The organism is Rickettsia sp. MAE-05, assembly GCF_057319745.1.
In genome coordinates this window covers 1-20,617 of the sequence record NZ_JBLTIO010000003.1, presented here as the reverse complement: position 1 = coordinate 20,617, position 20,617 = coordinate 1, and the positions used below count along the sequence as shown (strand labels likewise).

Below are 20,617 nucleotides of genomic sequence, written 5' to 3'. Positions count from 1 at the left end.
AATAGTTAGATATGACTAACCACCCCCGCATTGGAACCGGTATTTTAATCTTTAATAATAGAAATGAAATTTTATTAGGTAAACGTATTAGTTCCCATGGTGAGTCTAGTTATGCTCCTGCCGGTGGACATTTAGAATTTGGGGAAACATTTGAAGAATGTGCTATCCGTGAAGTTTTAGAAGAAACAAATCTAATCATTGAAAACCCACAATTTATAGCGGTGACTAACGATATTTTTGAAAAAGAACAAAAGCATTATGTCTCGATTTTCCTTAAAGCTAATTGTTTAAATGAGCATGAATTACAGAACCTTGAGCCTCATAAAGTAGAAAACTGGCAGTGGTTTGCTCTTGATAATTTACCCCCTAACCTCTTCCTGCCTCTAAAAAGACTCATCGAGAAAAAATGTTATCTATACAAAGAAATTATTGATTAATCTAATATTTCTTATTCTTCTTTAAATATGTAATTATAGATCTTAGTGGATTGAATGGTGGGTTTGAGAAGACTTGAACTTCCGACCTCACGCTTATCAGGCGTGTGCTCTAACCAGCTGAGCTACAAACCCACAAATAGAAATGTGGTGAGCTCGCCGGGATTCGAACCCGGGACCCTTTGATTAAAAGTCAAATGCTCTACCGACTGAGCTACGAGCTCTTAAATATATTAAAACCTACGTCATTGCGAGGAAATTATGAAATAATTGACGAAGCAATCTCAGGAGTCCTACTTCCTAAGATTGCCACGCTCCTTGCAGTCGCTCGCAATGACAAAATATATTCAAAAATTATGTTTTACTTTATCGCCGAAAAAGGCTAATCTGTCAACAATTATTTTTTAATTTAATATATAGGAAGTTTATGCAGCATCAGGATGTGGCTATAATTATCCCCTCAAGGCTAAGTTCAACTAGGCTTAAACAAAAACCGCTGCAGCTTATCGGCTCTATAACTTTAATCGAGCGGGTATTCAAACAAGTGAATCAGGCTAACCTTGAGCATACATATGTTGCGACCGACTCGGAAGAGATAGCAAATATTATTAAAAAAGTCGGAGGAAAAGTAATATTCACGGATAGTGCTATCCCAACCGGTACTGATCGTACTTATGAAGCTTTTAAATTAATTCCAAATAATCAAAACATTAATTACATAGTTAATGTACAGGGAGATATGCCTTTCATTGAACCTAGCTCTATTTTGAAAATTATAGAATATTTAAAAAACAGCGAGTACGATATTGTTACACCGGTAGTAAAGGTAGATAGGGAATCAGTAGAAGCTAGTAGTAATGTTACCGTAGCGGTTGACTCGGCGGGGAAAGCATTGTATTTTTCGCGTAGTCTTATTCCAAACGGTGCAGAAGAATTTTTATATCATGTAGGCATGTATGGTTTTCGCAAAAACGCTTTAGAAAAATTTGTATCTCTTAAGCCAACTTTTTTAGAAAAAACAGAACGTTTAGAACAATTACGTGTTCTTGAAAACGGCATGACTATAGGTACATGTTTAGTTGAGAATGTTCCTATTTCCGTAGATACGGAAGAAGACTTAAAAAAAGCAGTAAAATTTTACGAAAATATTAGTAAACTAGGTTTATAATAAATAATGGTACGTTTCATTTTTGTTACCGGCGGCGTTGTTTCATCACTCGGTAAAGGTCTAACGGCAGCATCTCTTGCTATGCTACTACAAGCAAAAGGATTTAAAGTTTGCGTACGAAAACTAGACCCTTATCTTAACGTCGACCCTGGGACTATGAATCCTCACGAACATGGGGAAGTATATGTAACGGATGACGGAGCAGAAACCGATCTAGATCTTGGACATTATGAACGTTTTACCGGAATTTCCTCGTGCAAGTTTGACAGCATCACAACAGGAGCTATATACTCAAAATTACTTAAAGATGAGCGTTTAGGAAATTACACCGGCGTTACCGTTCAAATCATCCCGCATGTTACAAATATAATAAAAGATTTTATACTTTCAAACACCAAGGGCTTTGATTTTATTATTTGTGAAATAGGTGGTACAGTCGGTGATATTGAAGGTCTACCGTTTTTTGAAGCTATAAGACAAATCGGTAACAAATTAAAAAACGAAAATTGTTTATTTATTCATTTAACATTATTACCTTATGTTAAAACCGCCCGTGAATTAAAAACAAAACCTACCCAACACTCAGTTAAAGAATTACGTGCTATAGGCATTACACCTAATATACTAGTATGTCGTGCAGAACGTAACATTTCAAAAAGCGAAATAGATAAAATAGCTTTATTTTGTAATATAGAATCTGAGTATGTTATTCCGGCAATAGATCAAAAAAATATATATTTAGTACCGATTGCGTATCATAATTCAGGTCTTGACAATAAAGTACTAAAATTTTTTAATATTAATGTCGTACCGTCCAAATTAGATAAATGGTATGATATAATTGGTAGGCTAAAAGATTCTAATTCAAAAGTAAGAATCGCTATAATAGCTAAATATCATAAATTAAAAGATGCTTATAAATCAGTAATCGAGGCACTTGATCATGCAGGTATTTATTACAAATACAAAATTGATTTAGTATGGATAAATGCTGAAAATCTAACTGAAGAGAATATTAATAAAAAATTATTAAATATAGATGGGATTTTAGTACCAGGCGGATTTGGAGAACGGGCAACTAAAGGAAAAATTACAGCAATAACATATGCCCGTACTAATAACATACCTTTTTTTGGAATATGTTTCGGTATGCAACTTGCAACGATCGAAATAGCTCAGAACTTAATCGGTATTAAAGATGCAGTAACGGAAGAATTCAAAGTAGACGGTACAAAAATTATTGAGAAAATAAATAAAAACTGTGAAGACTCAAAAATAACAATTGAAAATGTAAAAAAGACTATGAGGCTCGGCTCTTATCCTTGTAGTTTGGTTGCAAATACCATTGCAGCTAATGCTTATAAAAGCCTTGAAATAAATGAGCGACATCGTCATAGATATAAGTTTAATAATGAATTTCAAAATATTTTTGAAAAAAACGGAGTAGTATTTAGCGGTTTTTCAAAGGATGAAGAGATTGTAGAAATAATTGAACTACCGGAACTTCGTTGGTTCGTAGGAGTACAATTTCATCCGGAATTTAAATCTAAGCCTTTTGAAGCTCATCCGTTATTTATTCAGTTCATTAAAGCAGCGATTGAGTATACTCTGCGTAAATGAATAGTTGGTATACGAAGATCAACTTAGAAAAGAGTAAGGAGTTCACAAGACAAAGAGCGGCAGCAGTTACTTAATACGTGAGCACCACAGATCTTGTAGAACGACGTAGCCAATTTTTCAAGTTCATCGAGTATATAACAAATGTAATTAACAATAAAATATAAGACTATTTTAAAAAATCTTGACATAGTTTTTATTATAGTCTAGGTTGCATAAAAAATAATATAGCCGGACAGTTTTTGAAAAACGCTGGGGGTCATCCCTGCAAAAGTCTTGTTGCGTGGAACGGTTTTTCCGTCATTGCGAGCAGCCTTAGGCTGCGTGGCAATCTCATGAAATAATACTCCTGAGATTGCTTCGTCGATTACTACGTAATTCTTCTCGCAATGACGACTCTAGTATCCACTCCGGTACTAAAAAAAATAAGCTCATAGTAAATCAATGGATGCCGTGGATTCTAACTTCACAATTTGGAATAAAGCCAGAAACAGTAAATTTAGGCATATAGTATGGCCGATTAGATCGTATGAATTAACCAAATTCATCCCGATGGCTTTACTAATGTTTTTTATTCTACTTAATCAAAACTTAGTTCGTAGTATTAAAGATAGTTTTGTTGTTACCTTAATTAGCTCGGAAGTATTGAGTTTTATCAAACTTTGGGGCGAAATGCCGATGGGAATTTTATTTGTTATTCTTTATTCTAAACTCTGTAATATTATGACAACAGAGCAAGTTTTTAGGATAATTACCGGCACTTTTTTATTTTTCTTTGCAATTTTTGGCTTTATTTTATTTCCGTACAGAGAGTTTTTTCATCCCGATCCTGAATTAATTAAGCACTATATCACTGTTCTTCCTCACTTAAAATGGTTTTTAATAATTTGGGGACAGTGGAGTTTAGTATTATTTTATATTATGGGAGAATTATGGCCGGTTATAGTATTTACTCTTTTATATTGGCAGCTTGCAAATAAAATTACTAAAGTCGAAGAAGCACCGAGATTTTACTCATTTTTTACTTTATTTGGACAAACTAATTTACTCATCTCAGGAACAGTAATTATTTATTTTGCTAAGAGTGAGCATTTCTTATTACCTTTATTTTCTCATCTAAACGATACAAATGAAATCCTTTTAAAATCCTTTATTACGGTTATTTTAATATCAGGATTAATTTGTCTAGCTCTTCATAAACTTATTGATAAATCAGTCGTAGAAGCAGACAAAAATATTAAATTTAAAAATCAAAGAACGGATATATTAAAATTAAGCTTAGTCGAAAGTGCAAAAGTAATATTAACTTCTAGATATCTCGGTTTTATTTGTCTTCTTGTAATGTCTTATTCTATGAGTATTAGCCTAATAGAAGGATTATGGATGTCAAAAGTAAAACAACTCTATCCTGCTACAAAGGATTTTATATCCTATCACGGTGAAGTGTTTTTTTGGACGGGAGTACTCACGCTAGTTAGTGCGTTTTTAGGAAGTAGTTTAATTAGAATATGCGGCTGGTTTTGGGGAGCTATTATAACACCGATTATGATGTTTGGAGCAGGCGTTATGTTCTTTTCATTCACGGTTTTTGAAAATCACCTAGGAAATATCGTAAATACTCTCGGCTATAGTTCGCCGCTTGTCGTTATAGTTTTTATCGGCGGACTTTGGCATGTACTTTCCAAATCCGTAAAATATTCACTTTTTGATGCTACTAAAGAAATGGTATATATTCCGCTTGATAGTGAAATGAAGACCAAAGGTAAAGCCGCCGTTGATGTTATGGGTACTAAAATCGGTAAATCAATAGGTGCTATTATTCAATTCATATCCTTTAGTATTTTCCCGAACGCCGTACATAACGACATAGCCGGTTTATTGATGTTTAGTTTTATTATCGTATGTCTATTATGGCTATACGGCGTAAAAGTTTTATCGGAACACTATAATAAGATGATAAAACGTTGATAGTTTTGTATATCATCCTGCAAGACATTGGCGTTGTTGCGTGGACCTGCTTTTCCGTCATTGCGAGAAGAATTACGTAGCAATTCGACGAATGCTCGCAATGACGTGGTGGTATCCACGCGGGAATGACATAAAACAAGCCATACAACAAGATCTTGACCACTAAATCGATCCACGTAATAGTTGCTCAAACTACTGTATTTTGAGCATCCTCTCCTATTAATCCTTGATCAAGTAAATCAAAGCCTCATCCAAGCACTTATATAATGCATTTTCTTGAGCTACTTCCGAATAATCTTCGATTAACCCTAGATTTTGACAAGTAGTAACAAGTTTAGCTTTTAAACTATCATTCTCTTGATTTTCTCAATATAATCTAATATTATTTTTGAAATATCTTGGTTTGCTTTTCATATTTATTTTTTTAAGTTCTGCAATCTATCAACATATACTCTTAACGTTTCTACTTCTTTACTTTGATATATTAAGCCCTTTATTTTTTCAATTCGTTTTATTAACCGCTCTGCCTCTTCATGTGGTTCTTTACATTGTCTTACCAAGTTTGCTTTTGTAAAGTTGGTATTAGCATTATTATACATTAATAGTGAAAGAATAATTTTGTTTTCTACTGAGTTACGACCACAGTAATATAATACTTTACCCATCTGTTTATAGTCATTCACCGTAGCACCATATTCAAGTAACATTTTGGCTTTTTCAAAATTACCTGTAACTTCTAAAGCAGTATAACCATTCTCATCTTGTATATTAGGATCAATATTTTTTGAGTAACTCTTTAAGTTCTACTAGGTCAGTTACATGATGTAGGTACTTTTGTTTTCTGGGCTATCTACCGTATCAAAGCTTACATCTTTACTATTAAGACTATTGTTAATACTAATGCGTAAATCATGAAACACATCTGGAACGGTTTTACATCTTTTGCATTACTCTTCTATACAAGATTTAAAAATATTGATTAACTTAGAAATTTTAGGCATATTTATCTTCTTTTTTTTAGTTATTTTATTAAAATTCCATGTTTCATGGTATTTTCGATTCGGCATTATATTAATCTATTTTAATAAAGTCAATGTGAATGGTTAATTTTTATGAATTAACCAATTAATAATATAATTTAAAAATTCTTTTTTCTTGAATCTATTTGTAATATAGTAATAGGCATATTTAATATTTGTAGAGGGAATAATGAAAAAAAATCCAAAAATCTCATTAATAGGTAGCGGTAACATAGGTGGTACGCTTGCTCACTTAATTAGCCTTAAAAGAACTCGGTGATATCGTGTTATTTGATGTGGCTGAAGGAGTACCGCAAGGAAAAGCATTGGATCTCATGCAAGCCGGTACAATAGCCGGATCTGATATCAAAATAAAGGCACAAACGACTATAAAGATATTGAAGGGTCTGATGCAATAATTATTACTGCCGGTTTACCAAGAAAACGGAATGAGTAGAGACGATTTAATTAGCGTTAATCAAAAATTATGAAAGACGTAGCACAAAATATAAAAAAATATGCTCCGAATGCTTTTGTAATAGTAATTACCAATCCGCTTGATGTTATGGTATATGTCATGCTTAAAGAAAGCGGACTACCTCATAATAAAGTAATAGGTATGGCAGGCGTACTTGACTCATCAAGATTTAATCTTTTTCTTGCCCAAGAGTTTAAAGTATCGGTGAGCAATGTTAATAGCACGGTTCTCGGCGGTCATGGTGATGCAATGGTACCTCTTGCAAGATATTCTACAATATCGGGCGTACCGATACCCGACCTAATAAAAATGGGCTTATCAAGTAATGAGAATATTGAAAAAATAATCGATCGTACTAGAAACGGCGGCGGTGAGATTGTTGCATTACTTAAAAACAGGTTCTGCTTATTATGCCCCTGCAGCCTCAGCAATAGAAATGCTTGAAGCGTATTTAAAAGATAAACGTCAAATTCCTAACTTGTGCCGCTTATCTACAAGGTGAATATGGGGTTAATGATTTATATGTCGGATTACCTATTATTATAGGTAAAGAAGGCGTCATAAAAGTAGTAGAACTACAGCTAACTAAAGAAGAAAAAGCATTATTCGACAAATCAGTTGAGGGAGTAAAAAACTTATTGAGACGATAAAATAAATGATAAAATTATATTATTGAAGCCAAATGCAACAAGATTTAAAATATTGAATTAATACTAATTATTAGTATTGTTAATTTAACATAAATGGTATTACATTTTGGTTTATTTTTATTAATAGAGGGAAATTATGAAACATAAGAATGAATTAGACCGGCTAATAAGAAATCTTTATTTAATAAAAAATACTAATTTAAATAATATTTTAGAAGCAGATAAACTAGCTATAACACGTACAACTAATTTTATAGAAGCTCTAATAAACAAAATAGACCCTAGAAAGCCTGGACCGTATGTTTCTCAGCAACAAGCTAACTTCAAAGTAGCAAACAAAGTGGCAACTGATAAAAATATACAAGGTGCTAGTAAAGAAATTTATTTAAAATCTACCTATTAGTATTGGTAAAGTTGAAGGCTTTAAGAAGACGAAAAAGGTAGAAAAACAAAGCTAACTTGATGTCCTAATATCCTCTTCAGATTTTTCAGAATTATTAAGACTAAGTAATTCATTACCGATCACTAATGAGCAAGGATTAGAAATAAAGAGCAACATTAATCTATTGCAATTGATGGAAGAAGTTGTTCAGAAAGTAGGGAAAAGTAACTTAAATATACAGCAAGATAAAAAAATACTTACCTCACAAAAAAAAACTGCACAAGCTATAACACACAGTCAACAAAAAAGTAGAGCTTAGCTAAAGAAGAGATAATAAAATTAAGGAAGCATTCAAAAACAATCAAAAATCCAACTAATAATGAAGAATTTAATAAGACATCAAAAGAAATTTTAGATTTGATTAATAATATCAACTCTCATCAATCATCTAGATTACAGGCAGCTAGAAATAAAATCCTGAGTAGCGGAGGAAGCCCTAATGCTAAAAATACAAAAATAGAGGAATTTTTTCTTGAACAACATGAATGGGATAAATTTCAAAATTAAGAGAAAGATTACAAAAATATAAAGAACCTAGAGAAAAATTAGATGAAAATGAAAAATTTTTATGATGTGATTAATTCATTAGATAAAAATATCATTCTAAGAGAATGCAAGAGAAACAAAAAGTTCAACAAGCTTCTAATCAAAAAGCACAAGAGATTATAAGAAGTAAATTTTTATACCTTGATAATGCCGGAGATTTTTCAGACGGTTTACAAAATTTATTTGAAGAGTTAAAAAATAAAGAAGAGAAAGGGCAAAAAAGAACTTATAGAAGCTTCTAAAAATATACTCAGCAAAAGTATATCAGTAAATAAAATTACTTCCGTAATACTAATAATTCAAGCGAATTAGATTTAATATAAGATGTTATTAATAGATCATGCAGATAATATCTCGCAAAATATAAAGGAGGCTCTAGTCTTATATGCCGAAGTAATAACAATAACCAGATTGATATATTATCTGAAGAATTAGCAAAATAAATTTAAAAAAATATAAAATTTAATAAGGCAAAATGAATCAGTACTACAGAAAGAAACAGGTAAATATTCTCCTTCTTTAGAAACTATACCTGAAGATTCTATACCTAAGTTATCTCACCGGCAATAGTACATTCCTCAACAGAACTTTTGCAAACTAGAAAAACTCATTCAATGAACTAGAACAATTCACTGATAAAATATTAATAGATGCCGGCAAATCTTATGTACAACAAGCAAATATTAATCCTAAATCTAATAATGTTTCTAGATCTTCTTCTATTGATTCAGGAATCGGTTCAAGTCAAGAAGAATTATCTACCACATTTGGAAAAAGCAGCTCTACTTAATTTAATTGAAGTTTGATTTAGCACAAGGAAAATTTTATCAAATTCAAATACAACAAAAGATAAGTTAACGGCAACAAAAAGAACTACAAAAATCTATCCAACAAAAAGAAGTAAGCAATGAAAGACTTACTCAAGAAGAAATAGATAATATTTATAAAACACTAGGTATATTTGAAGAAATTAAGGAATATGAAAAGAGCGAAAATTCACGTGATCGTTTGTTAAATAAAAACTACTATAAACTAACTGATCCTCGTGAGGAGCGTAGAAGCGATAATATCGCTTTTAGAGTGGGATGATACCGGAATGCTAACTACTGATACTGATTTAGAGTGGATGACACCGGAATGCTACTCCTTCCCAAAATAGTGCCATTTTAGATAAATTAAAGAAGCAGTAGATGATTATATATCTGAGCTACAAAATGAAAAACTATCTATAGATACATCACCGAGACATGTTAATATCGACAATGTATTACCTAAAATACGCAATTTATTTAATGACGAGTTAGCTAAAGATACATCTCCAATGCAGGAAGCAATACCGGCTCCTCCTGCTCTTTCCTGGAATACTCATCCTATATTCGGTGATACAATAAAGTTCTTAAAGAGATTTAAAGAAGAGATAGATAAATTTCCACAAGATTACACTAAAGCCTCTACCATACCTCTATATTTAAGTAATGTTAATAGAAATTTAGGAAGAAGCGAATTTTTAGCAAGTATGGTATCGACTTCTCAAAAAGATGAGAATTAATGATATATTAGATAAGCTCCAAAAAATTTCTACTAATTGTAGTAAGATAAGTAATAATGATGATAAGTTTAATAACGAGATTAAAGAATCTTTGTAGAAATTAATACCACATTAAAAAATATAATAGAATATAAAGGACCCGAAATAGAATATTTAAATTCCAATATAGAAAAAGTTCAAAAGAACTTATCTGTTTAGAATCTTTTACTTATGAATTATCTAAAATACATCTACGAAACATACTAAGCAATCAACCCAAGAACAACATAAAATATCTACAGGAGCAGTTACCGGTATAAAAGATAGAATAACAAATTTGAGACTCTGACAGCAAAATCAAAAAATACTGGACAGAAGAAAAGAAACAGACTGTAGAAAAACAACATGAAAATAATACTCAATCTGACTATATAACTCCTAAGAAAAATTTTGAGTTTGAAAATCGAGGTAAAGAAATTAAAGAGAATAGCACCAAAATTTAATAAACAAATTTGAAAAAGGCTTTGATGATAGTAAAATAACAAGATACTGGACATCACCGGAGGAATGGGATAAATGGGAGGAAGAAAAACAGAAAGGTACAGGGAAAGAGAAATGAACTAATAAGACCTCGTACAAAAAATTTTTAATAGAACATTCTAAGCATGCTCAATCTAAAGATAATGCACCTAAAAGGCAAACTAAGAGTTATATAGAAGCTAGTGAAGATACACATATAAAAGAAGGCAATACAAAAAGCTTAAAAGACAAATTTGAAAACTTAGCAAAAGAAGCGAAGCAAATTGGAACACAGGCACAGCAAAGCTCCAAATCTTCAAGTAGCCCTAGCATAAAACCTACAGGTCGCAGTAAAAACGGAAGAGTTATCTAAGACAATTGATGTTACTATCTTGTTTTGAGTCTGTTGCATGGCTCATTTATGTCATTCCCGCGTGGCATTGTTGCGTGGATACCCGAACCGTCATTGCGAGGAGCCGTAGGCGACGCGGCAATCCAGAAAAGTAATTAAAAAAATTCTAATATACAGAATTTTTTTCTTCCTTGCTTCGTCGAATTACTGTGTAATTCTTCTCGCAATGACGACTCGGTATCCATGCAACAACGCCTTCCCGCGTAGGCGGGAAGCCAGTATAAAGCGAGCTTTTAATTTCAAAAATTTGCTGTATTTATACTTTTTTTTGGATTACCACGTCGCTTCGCTCCTCGCAATGACGGTTCGGGTATCCACGCAACAATACCCACTTGCAATGACGATTTAGTATCCATGTAAGGATAACATCTTACGTAAAACTAACACTGTACTCATTAATATTATAAGCAAAAATATAAAAAAGCTTAAAGTTAGAGATAGTGACTTAAAATTTTGCCACAACAACATACTAAAGAAAGGAGTAGTTGAGGATAGAATAATACCTCCAAAAGAATGAGATAGACTATAAAGCCTCATTTTAACATTAGTCTTAAATAAAGATTGAACAATAATTTGTAGCGGTACTGCATAAAATGCTGCAAGTCCTATTAATATAATGGGACAGAGAATATTAAATATTTGTTTGTATAACATTATTTGCATTCCTAAAGCAACAATAATGCTAGCAAATACAGTCCATGTAATCTGTCTTAAAGGGTTTATTTTATCGGCAAGCAGCCCTGCAAAAACTGCTGATATTCCATAGGTAGTAGTAAGAGCTATATTCATAAATCTTATTTCAGGATGATTTACAAAAGCTATTTTTGTTAAAAAAACTCCTAAGAAAATTACCAAAAAGTGATACACTCCTCCAATAGCACCGTTTATTAGTAACGCTATTATAAAAGATGTTTTATTATCCTTTATTATCTGTTTTATCGTACTTTTCGATGATTTTCTTAAAAACTCGCTACTTTCTTTAAAAAAATTTCTCATCAAAATAGCAAATAAACCAAATATTGTACCGATAAAGAAATTAAAACGCCATAAATACTGGATATCAGAATTACTAGCATAATAATAAGCTATAGCCGCAAGTAATGCACCTATTTGGCTACAACACGAAACTATTCCTATATTTAAATTTTTCCTATTATCTCCTGTTTTTTCAGCCACATAAACCTTTATTCCGTCAACTTCTCCGGCAAGGCTTGCTAAAAAAAACATTCGACATAATGTTAGTATTACCGTAGCAAAAATACCTATCATCTCAAAGGAAGGAGTAATAGCAATTAATCCGGTAGAAATGCTACTCATGAACATTGATATCTTAATGGATTTAGTACGCCCGTATTTATCTCCGATAAATCCAAAAATTAAAGACCCTAAAGGTCGTACTATAACGGCTGCACTAAGAATGGCAAAAAAACCGAGTAGTTGTTTATCCTGCTCTATATCAGGTAAGAAATTTTGTGCAAGAATACTAGCCGATAAACCGAATAAAGCATAATCATAATAACGGATAATTGTTGTAAAAAATGCAACTAAAAAAGCTGAATTAGACATATAATATTTTCTTTTGGTGACAACATCATATGATACAAACTATTTAGTTTCAATAGACTTCTTGGTCGTGCCTCCGTATTGCAGTTTAGAGTAAATAGTCTATAATCCTCAAACAGTAATAAGAGAGAATTATAGTTAAGGAGTTATGGCAAAAATAGATGTTAAGTGTAGATATTGTAACAACACAGAAGAAGTAATAAAGTCAGGATATTCAATTTCAAAACAACAGAGATATCAATGCAAGCGGTGTAATCGATATTTTCAATTGGAGGGTCGTGCCTCCGTATTGCAGTTTAGAGTAAATAGTCTATAATCCTCAAACAGTAATAAGAGAGAATTATAGTTAAGGAGTTATGGCAAAAATAGATGTTAAGTGTAGATATTGTAACAACACAGAAGAAGTAATAAAGTCAGGATATTCAATTTCAAAACAACAGAGATATCAATGCAAGCGGTGTAATCGATATTTTCAATTGGAGTATATTAATAATGCATCTAAGCCTGGAGTTAAGGAGCAAATAGTAGAAATGTCAATCAACGGCTCTGGAGTTAGAGATACAGTAAGAGTATTAAAAGTGGGTATCAATACAGTTATCCGTGTTTTAAAAAAATCTAGTATTAAAAACAATAAATCATTCTATCAGTACAACAGAAGTAATTATTGCTCCTGAGATAGATGAACAATGGTCTTATGTACAGAATAAATCCAGACAACGATGGCTTTGGTATGCCTTGGATAAGATTTCGTTAAAAGTAGTTGCTTATACGTTTGGTACAAGATGTGATAGCACATTAGAATCATTACTGAAAAAACTAGAGAATTTCAAGGTGACTTTTTACTATACAGATGGATGGGGGAGTTATGCTAGGTTATTAGACCCTAAAAAGCATATTATCAGTAAAAAATACACTCAACGGATAGAACGAAGTAACTTGAACCTTAGAACGAGATGCAAGAGGCTTGCACGTAAGACAATCTGCTTTTCCAAGTCATTGGATATTCATGATAAGGTTATTGGTACTCTTATTGAACGTATAGCTTTTTAATAGGCGTAACTGCAATATGGAGGCATGACCATATCTCTGTTGTTTTGAAATTGAATATCCTGACTTTATTACTTCTTCTGTGTTGTTACAATATCTACACTTAACATCTATTTTTGCCATAACTCCTTAACTATAATTCTCTCTTATTACTGTTTGAGGATTATAGACTATTTACTCTAAACTGCAATACGGAGGCACGACCTAAGATTTTATTCAGAAATTGATATTAACAAACAATATAATTTTAGAGGCTAATTGATAAGATTCTTGCAAGAATAGTTATTCATATTTCAAAAAAATCTTATAATTCGCAGCAAAAAAAATTAAATTATCGGTTAAAATTTATTTATAGATAGCCTCTTAAACTTCTTTTATAGCCTCAACGCAAGCAAAAGTTGCTATTTTTAGTATTTCACTAGCTGTTGCTGTAGCTTGAAGTATTTGAACGGGTTTTTCAAAACCGTTTGTTATAGGACCTATGAAGCTATTGGATGAAAATTCTTGTAATAATTCAGTAGAAATAGCCGCTGAATTTAAACCAGGCATAATTAATACATTTGCAGATCCTGATAATCTACAAAATTTATATAATTTACGTAAATCACCGTCTAAAGCTACCTTAACCGACATCTCTCCATCATATTCAAAATCTACTTTCATGCCGCTCAGCTCTTCTTTGTCTTTACTAAAATTATCTAGTATATTTACTGCTTCACGAATACGAGCTGTTTTTTCCTTAGAAGCATTACCGAAGCTGGAAAAAGAAAGAAGAGCAACTCTTGGGGTAATTCCCATATTTTTAGCAATTTCTGCCGTTTGTGTTGCTATTTGAGCAAGCTCTAAGCTGTTTGGATATTCAGTAATACAATTATCAGAAATAATAATATTATTGTCTTTAGCAATCATAATTGAATAGCCAAGGATTCTACGATTAGGTTTTGGCGAAATTACTTTCATGATATCTTCTAAACTATCGATATAGCTTTTAGTAACACCGGTTAAAAGAGCATCACCGTCACCGCAAGCTACCATACAAGCAGCAAAAATATTCTTATCTGTTTTAACAAGTTTAGCACAATCACGATATAAATAGCCTTTTCTCTGAAGTCTTTTATATAAATAATCAATATATTTCTCTAAACTATCAGTTAAAGCTGCATTCATTATTTGAATTCCGTCTAAGCTAATATCTTGACCTATCTTTTTTAATGTAGCCTCAATTCGCTCAACACGACCAATTATAATCGGATGACCGTATTTCTCGTCTCGCATCATAAGGGCGGCAGAAATTACTTCTTCTTCTTCACCTTCAGCAAAAACAATCCGCTTAAGCAGTGCATTATGAATTTTTTCAGCTAAGAAATTCATATAGTTAGCAGTAGGGTTTAATCTACTACCCAATTCTTTCCTATATTTACCTATACTAAAATCTTTAACTCTAGCAACGCCGCTTGCTATTGCAGCAACGGCAACCGCTGCTGCTACTACGGTAATTAAACGAGGATCAAACGGTACGGGAATGATGTATTCCTTACCGAAAACCATCTTACGCCCTGAGTAAGCTTTATATACCTCTTCCGGTACAGGTCTACGGGCTAAATCTGCAATAGCTTTTGCTGCTGCTATTTTCATTTCTGTATTAATGGTCCTCGCTCTTACGTCTAATGCTCCTCTAAAAATATAAGGAAATCCCATAACATTATTAATCTGATTATTATAATCAGAACGCCCTGTTGCTATAATTGCATCATCCCGCACAAGCTTTATATCTTCAGGAGTAATTTCCGGATCAGGGTTAGCCATAGCAAAAATAATCGGATTATTTGCCATCCCTTTCACCATCTCTTTAGTTACCGCCCCTTTTACTGATAACCCTATAAATACATCTGCATTATTTAAGCTTTCCGCTAAGGTTCTAACCTTAGTATCGCTTGCATATAGCTCTTTCCATTTATTCATACCTTCTAGGCGTCCTTTGTACACAACACCTTTTGTATCACATAAAATAATCTTTGATTTATCGACTCCAAGAGCAATTAATAAATCAATGCAAGCAATAGCGGCAGCCCCTGCTCCATTAACCACGATTTTTAAATCTTCAAGCTTGCGATTAGTAAGATATGCTGCATTTATTAGCCCTGCGGCGGTAATAATCGCCGTTCCATGCTGATCGTCATGAAAGACCGGTATATCCATTAAAGATTTTAATTTTTCTTCTATAATAAAACATTCAGGAGCTTTAATATCTTCAAGATTAATACCCCCAAAACTATAACTGAGATATTTCACGGCATTAATAAATTCTTCAGGATCTTCCGTATTCACTTCCAAGTCAATTGCATCAATATCGGCAAATTTTTTGAACAGTACGGCTTTTCCTTCCATTACCGGTTTTGAAGCAGCCGCTCCTAAATTACCAAGCCCAAGTACGGCAGTACCGTTAGAGATTACGGCAACTAAATTACCGCAAGCGGTATATTTATATACATCCTCTAAATTTTTAGCAATTTCAAGGCAAGGAGCAGCTACACCCGGTGAATATGCAAGCGATAAATCTTGCTGAGTAACTAAAGACTTTGTTGCAGAAATAGCGATTTTACCCGGTTTATCTTTTTCATGATATTCAAGGGCTTCAGCATAATTTATTTTATTCATTTCATCCATTTTAGAAATTCCTGTTTTATTGTTTTGATTTTCCGTCATTGCGAACAGTCGTTGTTGCGCGGATACCCGAATCGTCATTGCGAGGAGCGAAGCGACGTGGCAATCTCGTCAAATATCCTGAGATTGCTTCGTCGAATTACTATGTAATTCTCCTCGCAATGACGTGGTAAATTCACCCCATTACATACATAATAATTGATATAGTAACCACTGAGAAAAAAGTAGTAAATGTTATAATCGACGCCATAGAATCAGGATCACCGTCAAGCTGACGAGATAGAACATAAGCCGTACTTGCACATGGAAGACAGCTATATAATATTCCTACCGATCTATCTATCCCCTCAATTGACATTAACCATAATACTATTACGCTAACTAGAGGAAATGCAACTAATTTAATAAAGCTTGTAAATATTACATTGTGTAAAAGCTCTCGCCTAATAGTAAAATTAAGCCCTGCTCCAACATTTAACATACCAATAGCTAAAGCAGCATTAGAAAGACTATCTAGTGTTTTCTTAAGCCCTAAATGTAAATCAAGATTTGAGTAATTAAAAACGAACCCTACTAAACTTGCGATAATTAACGGGTTACGCACAATTAATTTCATCATTAAAACAAAACTAGTTCTAATAGTATTAGTAACGGATTTATTAGGGATATAATAAGCAAAAATCATTACCGATAAAATATTGGTAAAAATAATCATATAAGAAGAAATAACGGCAACAATAGAAAGCCCACTAGGACCAAGCAGCGGGCTACTTACTCCAAAAAAAATGTAGCTATTATAACGAATTGATCCTTGAAAAATGGAAGTAAATTGGATTTTATCTATGTTGTATTTTTTTTGGTAAATTATAAGACCAATTGATACAAGGATAGTGGAAATAATAAGAGCCACTACTAACTTAATTATCGATGCAACGCTTAAGTCGGCAGTAGATACGTAATTAAACAGCATGGCAGGAAATAGTACAAAATACGATAATTTCTCAATACCACGCCAAAATTCTTCTGAAGTTAACCATTTATTTTTGATAATACTACCAAGAAGCGTAATTAAAAAAATAGGTAACGTACTACAAAAAATTTCATTCATTTGTTAATAGTTTTTATTTTAACGTCATTGCGAGGAAAGGCGAAGCCTTGACGTGGCAATCTCATGAAACAATACAAAATTCTTGAGATTGCTGCACTCGCTTCGTTCGTTCGCAATGACGCTTAGATGCCCACGCAGGAATAACATTAATACAACGTGAAAGTATACGAAGATCAACTTCAAAAAGAGCAAGAAGTCCACAAGACGAGGAGCGGCAGCAGTTACTTAATACGTGAGCACCGCAGTACTTGTAGGACGACGTAGCCAATTTTTGAAGTTCTATCTACGTATACAACTTTCCTTCAACCAGCTTTATAGTTTCTTTTATACCGTAAAGCTTTATGAAAGTCCCAAGTCTTGGACCTTCGCTTTGTCCTAGCAATATCTGATATAGATCCTTGAAATAATCACGCAGATTTTCATATCCTGCTTTCATTCCTATATCATATATTGCTTTCTGAATCGCTTCAGCTTCGGTTTGATCAGATATGCTAGATAACATATCTAATATATCTTGTAAAATAACCTTATGCTTTTCAGAAGGAGCTAAATACGATTTATGTGCTTTAATAAAGTCATTATAATATCTTATAGCAAATTCTGCTAAGTGGTCAAGATAAGGACTAGTCTTTGGAGTTGCTTTTGGCTCATATTTGCTAATAAATCCCCAAAGTACCGATTTATCGGAAGGATTACACACAGAAGTAAGATTTAAAAGCAACCCATAGGTAATACCAAAAGTCTCAATTTTCGGTACATTCCCGTGATGTATGTGATAAACTGGATTTGCAAAACGCTTTGCCCTATCCTCTTCTAAATGATATTTCTGATTAAAAGTAATATATTCATCAACATTTTTAGGAATTACATCAAAAAACAAACGCTTAGCTCTAGTCGGATTTTGGTACATAAATAATGCCATACTTTCAACGGGAGCATATTTAAGCCAATCATCAACACTAATACTATTACCTTTTGATTTTGAGATTTTCTCACCGTTTTCATCTAAAAATAGCTCATAACATAGCTGCACCGGCGGCTTACCTCCTAGGATTCGGCAAATTTCCGAATAAAGCCGAGCATTTGCTAGATGGTCTTTGCCGTACATTTCATAATCGACTTTAAGAGCAGCCCAACGCATACCAAAATCCGGTTTCCACTGTAATTTACAATGCCCTCCCGTTACCGGCACTTCTATATAATTACCGTCCTCGTCTTTATATGTAACAGTACCTGCTTTAGCATCCCATTTCTCTATAGGCACTTGCAGCACTTTACCCGTTTTCGGGCATATAGGCATGAAAGGCGAATAGGTAGCTTTTCGTTCTTCTCTAAAAGTCGGTAGCATCAGCTCCATTATTTCGTCATATTTCTCTAGAACTCTTATCAGCATTTCATCAAACATACCTGCCTTATAACAGTTAGTACTGCTATAAAATTCATACTTAAAACCGAATTTATCAAGGAATGAGCGAAGCTTTGCATTCATATAATGCCCATAACTCTCACATTCACCAAATGGATCAGGGATAGAGGTAAGCGGCATATCCATATACCCGGCTACCATTTCAGAATTCGGGATGTTACTTGGTACTTTACGAAGCCCGTCCATATCATCGGAAAAGCAAATTAGCTTAGTCGGAATATCGGATAATTGCTCAAACGCTTTCTGCACCATCACCATACGAGCATTCTCACCAAAAGTACCGATATGAGGTAAACCTGAAGGACCATAACCCGTTTCAAATAATACATAATTTTTTTCAGGAGCTTTACCGTTTAAGCTGTCTAATATTTTCTTAGCCTCAACAAAAGGCCAAGCGTTTGACTTAATAGCATCTTCCCAAATTTCTGACATTTATTTTTCTTGCACTTTAATTAATAATCAGTGACAATATACTAAATTTATTTATTTGTAAAATATCACTTGAATTTTTTACGATTTTAAAGAATAAACTAACGTCATTGCGAGGAGCGAAGCGACGTGGCAATCTTGTAAAACATCCTGAGATTGCCACGCTCCCTTTGGTCGCTCGCAATGACGTTCCTTAAAAAAATAAAACCCATGCCATTTACTACTATTATAAATTACATCAGAAAAGATAGCTATAAAGTTCTACATTTAGGACTAATTGCAATTTCTATAATAGCACTTGCTACCGCTTATATTGCTGAATATATATTCCATTATACACCCTGCCCTTTATGCGTTTACGAAAGGTTTCCCTATTTAACGCTAATCAAAATTTGCTTAACTGCTTTAATCATCAGACAATTAAGCAAATATACTTTAATATTCATTCTCCTAACTATCCTTAGCTCTTGCATATTATCAACCTATCATAGCTTCGTAGAAAGAGGGATAGTACAACCAAGTGCTCTTTGCTCATCGATGATCCGTATCCCGAAAGGCTTGTCTATACAACATATCAAGCAAATGTTCTACTCTCAGCCAATCACTTCCTGTACTAAACCCGCAATCAAAATCTTCGGTATTTCTATGACCGAGTATAATCTACTCTTAAATATCGGTCTTCTAATCTGTTTACTCCTCGTTTGGTTTTATCCAAAAAAATCTTAGTTTTAAAGCAACAGCAATCAATTTCATTCTCACTTTCGTAGAGAGGTATTGCCTACGTGGCACTAGGAAACCCATTCGGTGTCATCCCGTGGTCCCACCACGGGATCCAAAAGACAACTAAAAATACTAACAACGTTAATATTTTTAACTGGATTCCGTGAATAAATCACGGGATGACATCGATTTAAAAATCACGTTACCTCAAATATTAAATTTTATTAATTAATAATTAAGAAGTTAACTATTAGCTTGCGGAAATTAAAAATATTGTGTATAATACCCGCACGACAAAATAATATTTAAATTCAAAAAGGATATTTATATGCCAAAAAAAACAGAAAATAATATTAATAATGAAAGACTTCCGGATGGAAGTACCCCTTTACACAACGAAGTACGTGCAGGAAATGTAAAAACTATTAAGCTTTTAATTACCCAAGGTACAGATTTCAATGTTACAGATGATCAAGGAAAAACTCCTTTAGATTATGCACCTACAGAAGAAATTAAGAAAATCTTAACTACAGCAATGCGGGTAAACCAAACATTGACTTACTCTAAAGCAGATAAATATTTTAATGACTTAAAAAATACTTATATTAAAACGGAAGCAGATAAGGGAAAAGCTATTGATATATTATTTAGTGATGATGATATTGAAGATAGTGTAAAAGAGATAGTGATGGAAAAAATTTGGAATTATAATGTTACCGGTAATAATGAAGTAGCAGCTCCTGTAGTAGCAATACCTGCACCAGCACCGGCATCTATAACAACCGCTACGACAACTACGGCAATAGAAGCAAATGATGAAGTACGTGCACCGATTCCTGCAAGATTCGATACCTTAATTGAACCGGTAAGCACTTCGAC

17 protein-coding genes, 2 tRNA genes and 4 pseudogenes are annotated in these 20,617 nt (G+C 33.2%); 15 read left to right on the top strand and 8 right to left on the bottom strand.

All coding sequences use genetic code 11. From position 1 onward, the window contains the following. Positions 1-11: 11 nt before the first annotated feature. Positions 12-437, top strand: a complete 426-nt coding sequence (locus ACNFN7_RS06155; RefSeq protein WP_485441273.1) for a nucleotide triphosphate diphosphatase NUDT15 — start codon at positions 12-14, stop codon at positions 435-437. Positions 438-492: 55 nt separating this feature from the next. Here the strand turns inward: ACNFN7_RS06155 and ACNFN7_RS06150 are convergent. Continuing rightward, positions 493-569: transfer RNA gene (locus ACNFN7_RS06150), tRNA-Ile, on the bottom strand. A gap of 13 nt (positions 570-582) precedes the next feature. Beyond that, positions 583-658 (bottom strand) — tRNA-Lys (locus tag ACNFN7_RS06145). 203 nt (positions 659-861) lie between these two features. On the opposite strand from ACNFN7_RS06145, the gene ACNFN7_RS06140 reads away from it, so the two are divergent. From ACNFN7_RS06140 to tlc2, 3 genes are all read left to right on the top strand, one after another. Beyond that, positions 862-1,602 (top strand): 3-deoxy-manno-octulosonate cytidylyltransferase, encoded by a 741-nt coding sequence (locus ACNFN7_RS06140; protein WP_485441272.1) that lies wholly within the window; start codon positions 862-864, stop codon positions 1,600-1,602. A 6-nt stretch (positions 1,603-1,608) separates the two neighbouring features. After that, the gene (gene pyrG / locus ACNFN7_RS06135; protein WP_485441271.1) at positions 1,609-3,222 is read left to right on the top strand and encodes a CTP synthase; all 1,614 of its coding nucleotides are present in this window, start codon (positions 1,609-1,611) and stop codon (positions 3,220-3,222) included. A gap of 441 nt (positions 3,223-3,663) precedes the next feature. Continuing rightward, entirely contained in the window at positions 3,664-5,187 is a 1,524-nt protein-coding gene (gene tlc2 / locus ACNFN7_RS06130; RefSeq protein ID WP_485441270.1) for a nucleotide exchange transporter Tlc2, read from the top strand. 416 nt (positions 5,188-5,603) lie between these two features. On the opposite strand, the gene ACNFN7_RS06125 is transcribed toward tlc2, so the two are convergent. Next, a complete protein-coding gene (locus ACNFN7_RS06125) occupies positions 5,604-5,894 on the bottom strand; it encodes a hypothetical protein (RefSeq protein ID WP_485441269.1) in 291 nt (96 codons plus the stop codon). Positions 5,895-6,396: 502 nt separating this feature from the next. Between ACNFN7_RS06125 and mdh the strand changes: the two are divergent. The 7 genes and pseudogenes from mdh to ACNFN7_RS06090 all read left to right on the top strand — a co-directional run bounded on the left by mdh (position 6,397) and on the right by ACNFN7_RS06090 (position 10,742). Then, positions 6,397-7,334, top strand: a pseudogene (mdh, locus tag ACNFN7_RS06120) (malate dehydrogenase). A 136-nt stretch (positions 7,335-7,470) separates the two neighbouring features. Then, positions 7,471-7,737, top strand: coding sequence for a hypothetical protein (locus ACNFN7_RS06115; protein WP_485441268.1), 267 nt, complete (start codon positions 7,471-7,473; stop codon positions 7,735-7,737). 396 nt (positions 7,738-8,133) lie between these two features. Continuing rightward, the gene (locus tag ACNFN7_RS06110; protein ID WP_485441267.1) at positions 8,134-8,283 is read left to right on the top strand and encodes a hypothetical protein; all 150 of its coding nucleotides are present in this window, start codon (positions 8,134-8,136) and stop codon (positions 8,281-8,283) included. Positions 8,284-8,387: 104 nt separating this feature from the next. Further along, positions 8,388-8,564, top strand: coding sequence for a hypothetical protein (locus tag ACNFN7_RS06105; RefSeq protein ID WP_485441266.1), 177 nt, complete (start codon positions 8,388-8,390; stop codon positions 8,562-8,564). Positions 8,565-9,838: 1,274 nt separating this feature from the next. Then, positions 9,839-10,069 (top strand): annotated as a pseudogene (locus ACNFN7_RS06100) (hypothetical protein). Then, positions 10,060-10,469: pseudogene (locus ACNFN7_RS06095) on the top strand (hypothetical protein). Before ACNFN7_RS06100 ends, ACNFN7_RS06095 begins: the two co-directional pseudogenes overlap by 10 nt. A 93-nt stretch (positions 10,470-10,562) precedes the next feature. Further along, the gene (locus ACNFN7_RS06090; RefSeq protein WP_485441388.1) at positions 10,563-10,742 is read left to right on the top strand and encodes a hypothetical protein; all 180 of its coding nucleotides are present in this window, start codon (positions 10,563-10,565) and stop codon (positions 10,740-10,742) included. 384 nt (positions 10,743-11,126) lie between these two features. On the opposite strand, the gene ACNFN7_RS06085 is transcribed toward ACNFN7_RS06090, so the two are convergent. Beyond that, complete coding sequence (locus ACNFN7_RS06085) at positions 11,127-12,347, bottom strand: MFS transporter (protein WP_485441265.1); 1,221 nt, start codon at positions 12,345-12,347, stop codon at positions 11,127-11,129. A gap of 145 nt (positions 12,348-12,492) precedes the next feature. Here ACNFN7_RS06085 and ACNFN7_RS06080 point away from each other — a divergent pair, with 145 nt between their 5' ends. Both ACNFN7_RS06080 and ACNFN7_RS06075 read left to right on the top strand, forming a co-directional pair. Continuing rightward, a complete protein-coding gene (locus ACNFN7_RS06080; protein WP_485440582.1) occupies positions 12,493-12,660 on the top strand; it encodes an IS1 family transposase in 168 nt (55 codons plus the stop codon). Between the two features lie 40 nt (positions 12,661-12,700). Beyond that, a pseudogene (locus ACNFN7_RS06075) lies at positions 12,701-13,394 on the top strand (IS1 family transposase). On the opposite strand, the gene ACNFN7_RS06070 reads toward ACNFN7_RS06075, so the two are convergent. The 4 genes from ACNFN7_RS06070 to ACNFN7_RS06055 all read right to left on the bottom strand — a co-directional run bounded on the left by ACNFN7_RS06070 (position 13,338) and on the right by ACNFN7_RS06055 (position 19,021). Further along, positions 13,338-13,514 carry a hypothetical protein gene (locus tag ACNFN7_RS06070; RefSeq protein WP_485440583.1) on the bottom strand — a complete coding sequence of 59 codons (177 nt, stop codon included), beginning with the start codon at positions 13,512-13,514 and terminating at the stop codon, positions 13,338-13,340. The pseudogene ACNFN7_RS06075 and the gene ACNFN7_RS06070 overlap by 57 nt on opposite strands. 240 nt (positions 13,515-13,754) lie before the next feature. Then, complete coding sequence (locus tag ACNFN7_RS06065) at positions 13,755-16,058, bottom strand: NADP-dependent malic enzyme (RefSeq protein WP_485441264.1); 2,304 nt, start codon at positions 16,056-16,058, stop codon at positions 13,755-13,757. A gap of 172 nt (positions 16,059-16,230) precedes the next feature. Beyond that, positions 16,231-17,163, bottom strand: a complete 933-nt coding sequence (locus ACNFN7_RS06060) for an AEC family transporter (RefSeq protein ID WP_485441263.1) — start codon at positions 17,161-17,163, stop codon at positions 16,231-16,233. A gap of 283 nt (positions 17,164-17,446) precedes the next feature. Next, on the bottom strand, positions 17,447-19,021 hold the full coding sequence (locus ACNFN7_RS06055) for a lysine--tRNA ligase (protein WP_485441262.1): 1,575 nt from the start codon (positions 19,019-19,021) through the stop codon (positions 17,447-17,449). A 207-nt stretch (positions 19,022-19,228) separates the two neighbouring features. Here ACNFN7_RS06055 and ACNFN7_RS06050 point away from each other — a divergent pair, with 207 nt between their 5' ends. Beyond that, positions 19,229-19,744 carry a disulfide bond formation protein B gene (locus ACNFN7_RS06050; protein ID WP_485441261.1) on the top strand — a complete coding sequence of 172 codons (516 nt, stop codon included), beginning with the start codon at positions 19,229-19,231 and terminating at the stop codon, positions 19,742-19,744. A gap of 322 nt (positions 19,745-20,066) precedes the next feature. Beyond that, the coding region (locus ACNFN7_RS06045; RefSeq protein WP_485441260.1) for an ankyrin repeat domain-containing protein at positions 20,067-20,617 on the top strand (551 nt) is incomplete at its 3' end.